The sequence below is a fragment of the Paenibacillus forsythiae T98 genome (assembly GCF_000520735.1).
Classification (GTDB): Bacteria; Bacillota; Bacilli; order Paenibacillales; family Paenibacillaceae; genus Paenibacillus_AQ; species Paenibacillus_AQ forsythiae.
Genome location: NZ_ASSC01000722.1, coordinates 1 through 3,409, shown reverse-complemented (window position 1 = coordinate 3,409; position 3,409 = coordinate 1). Strand labels below are relative to the sequence as shown.

At 62.7% G+C, this 3,409-nt stretch carries 1 protein-coding gene; it reads left to right on the top strand.

Annotated features, from left to right (window positions below):
- Nucleotides 1-3,409 (top strand): type I polyketide synthase (locus tag L692_RS0121995; protein ID WP_025702150.1); only part of this gene is annotated, 3,409 nt, incomplete at both ends.

Below are 3,409 nucleotides of genomic sequence, written 5' to 3'. Positions count from 1 at the left end.
GGCCCCGCAGCAGCGCCAGCTGCTGGAGGTCGCCTGGGAGGCGTTGGAAGACGGCGGACACGTACCCGCGAAGCTGCGGGGGGCCGATGTCGGCGTGTTTATCGGCGCGTTCTCGCTGGACTACCACGCGCTGCAATTCGGCGATCCGTTTCAGCGCAGCGTGAGCACCTACACGGCGGCCGGCAGCATGGCTACGATGCTGTCGAATCGGATTTCGTATATCTACGATTTTCGCGGTCCGTCGATGACGATTGATACCGCTTGCTCATCCTCGCTCGTCTCGCTGCATCTCGCCTGCGAAAGTTTGCGCAGCGGGGAGAGTTCAATGGCGCTTGCGGGGGGCGTTGTGCTGACGTTTGCGCCGCAATATACGGTGGTCGAAAGCGCAGGCGGCTTTTTGTCCCCCGAAGGGCGCTGCAAGACGTTCGATGCGTCCGCCAGCGGTTACGTCCGCGGGGAAGGCGTCGGCGTCGTTGCACTCAAACGTCTGACCGATGCGATGGAGGCGGGCGATCCGATCCAAGCGGTCATTCTCGCCAGCAGTGTCAACCAGGACGGGCATACGGTCGGCATTACGGTGCCGAGCGGCGATGCTCAGGCACAGCTGATCCGCGATACGCTCCGCAAGGCTGGGGTAAAGCCGACAGACATCCGTTATGTCGAAGCGCATGGTACGGGGACGCCGGTCGGCGATCCGATCGAAGCGGGGGCAATCGGTGAGGTGTACGGCGAAGGGCGGCCGGCAAGCGAGCCGCTGCTTGTCGGTTCGTGCAAAACGAACATCGGCCACACGGAATCGGCCGCCGGCATCGCCGGCTTCATGAAAGCGGTGCTCTGCCTCCGGCATCGGCAAATTCCGCCGCACTTGCATTTGCAGCAGCCGAATCCGGCGATTGCGTTTGACCGCTTGAGGCTGAAGCTGCCGACGGCCATGGAGACGTGGCCCGAGCATGAAGGTCCGGCCATCGCTGCCGTTAATTCGTTCGGCTTTGGCGGCGCGAACGCGCATGCGATTGTGCGCGAGCCTTTGCCGCATGAACGGACAACGACGGGGAGCGCTGGCACGTGGGCGGCGGAAGTGCAGCTCGGGGTATCGCCTGCGGAAGCCGGGCTTGAAGCTGCGGGCGCGGATCTTTCGAGGGAACGGGTGTACGTACTGCCGCTGTCAACCCGCAAGGCTGAGGCGCTTGAGCAAGCGCGTGCCGCGTACCGACAGCGCTTGACGGAAAGCGGCGGTTTGCAGCCGCTCGCGCTGGAGGATTTGTGCTGGAGCGCAGGCGTACGGCGTGAGCACCACAACTACCGGCAGGCACTTGTGTTCCGCTCGCGAGAGGAGCTGGACGCGCTGCTGAAAGGCTCTGGGCCGGCCGGCGATGCGACACAGGCCGGGTGCCTCTTCTCCGGCAGAAAGCCGTCCGGAGAGAAGCCAAGGCTCGTATGGACGTTTTCCGGTATGGGGCCGCAATGGTACGGGATGGGCAGGCAGCTGCTGAGGCAGGAGCCGGTCTTCCGCGAAACGATGGAGCGCGGCGACGCGTTGTTCGCCCCGATTGCCGGGTGGTCCATGCTGGCGGAGCTTTGCAAGGACGAAGCGGACAGCCGGATGAACGAAGCAGCGATCTCGATGCCGATCAGCTTCTTACTGCAAGTGTCACTGGCCGCGCTATGGCGCTCTTGGGGTATGACGCCGGACTTGATCGTCGGCCACAGCGCAGGCGAAGTGGCCGCATTTTACGAGGCGGGCGTCTACACGCTGGAGGACGCGCTGCGCGTCGTCTACCATCGCAGCCGGCTGCTGGACCGGACGAGCGGCACCGGGGGGATGGCGTTCGTCGCCGTCTCCGAGACGGAAGCTGCGGAGTTGCTGGACGGCCTGGAGGATAAGATCAGCATCGCCGCGGTCAACAGCCCGACCTCCGTCACGCTGTCGGGCGATACGGAAGCTTTGGCCGAAGCTGTGAAACGGGCGGAGGCGAAGGGACTGTTTACCCGCATTCTTCGCGTGCAAGTGCCGTTTCACAGTCGGTATCTGGAACCGATCAAGGAAGAGCTGATCGACTGCTTAAAGTATGTCCCGTCTCGGCCGGCGTCCGTTCCGCTGTATTCTTCCGTAACCGCGAGCGAAATTCGCGGAGAGGAGATCGACGGCGCTTACTGGTGGCGCAATGTGCGGGAAACGGTAGCTTATGCGTCCGCCATCGATCAGCTCATCCGGCAAGGATATACAAATTACTTGGAAATCGGCGCCCATCCCGTGCTGTCGGGAGCGCTGGCGGAATGTTTGGGCGACAATCCGGGTCTGGTGGTCGCTTCCATCCGCCGCAAGGAGGACGAACCCGAAGCAATGATGCGCGGGCTGGCAGAGCTATACACAGCAGGCTTTGAACCGGACTGGCAGGCGATCTATCGCCAAGGGCGATGGATGACGCTTCCGGCCTATCCGTGGCAAAAAAAGCGCTATTGGCACGAGCCGGAATTTATCCGGCACATCCGTCACGGCCATAAGGATCATCCGCTGCTCGGCCGGCCGCTGCCGGGGGCTATGAAAGCTTGGGAAAGCGAAATCTTGCTGCGCCGCCTCCCTTATTTGCGCGATCACCGCGTGCTGGAACAAGTGTTGTACCCGGCGGCAGCGTATATCGAGGGCGCGATGGCGATGCTGAGTCAGGCGTTGTCGCCGGGCGAAGGCAGCTTCGTGCTGGAGCAGCTGGAGCTGCACCGTGGCCTGATGTTGTCTGCGAACCAGCCGTCGGCGGTCATGCAGCATGTGCTGGACGTAGAAAACGGTACGTTCCGCATCTTCTCCGCGCAGGACGAACAGCGCTCAGCGTTCGTCCTGCACGCCTCCGGCCGGGTAAGGCAGCTTCAACGCCGCCCGGGAGAAGCGGTCGTCGATATCTCGGCCGCTCGCCAAGCGACACCGCTGGTTATCGACCAAGCGAAGGCTTACCGTATTTTGAAACATGCCGGTTTCGAGTATGGTCCGGCGTTCCAAGGCATCCAGCGGGTTCATTTGGGGGACGACGAAGCTTGGGTTGAGGTCGAGCTGCCCTTGGAGGAAGCGGTCACGCGGGAGTACGGCTTCCATCCGAGTTTGCTAGACGCGTGCTTCCAAGCGCTGCTCGCCGCCGAATTTCCCGCCGAGGGCGAGCAGCCCCGAGATTTCGGGCATGAGTTCCGCATACCCGTGCAGATCGGGAGCATATGCTTTTACGCAAGACCCGACGGTCGTCTATGGGCGCACAGCCGGATGATCGAACGCAACAACTCGTTCACACGCGGTAATTTGCATGTGTATAACGATCGGGGAATGCTAGTCGCCGAGTTTCTCGACTTCGTGAAGCAGTCCGTCGATGCTGCGACGAGCCGGATGGACGAACTGCAGGCGCGGCGCTGGCTGAACCGGCTG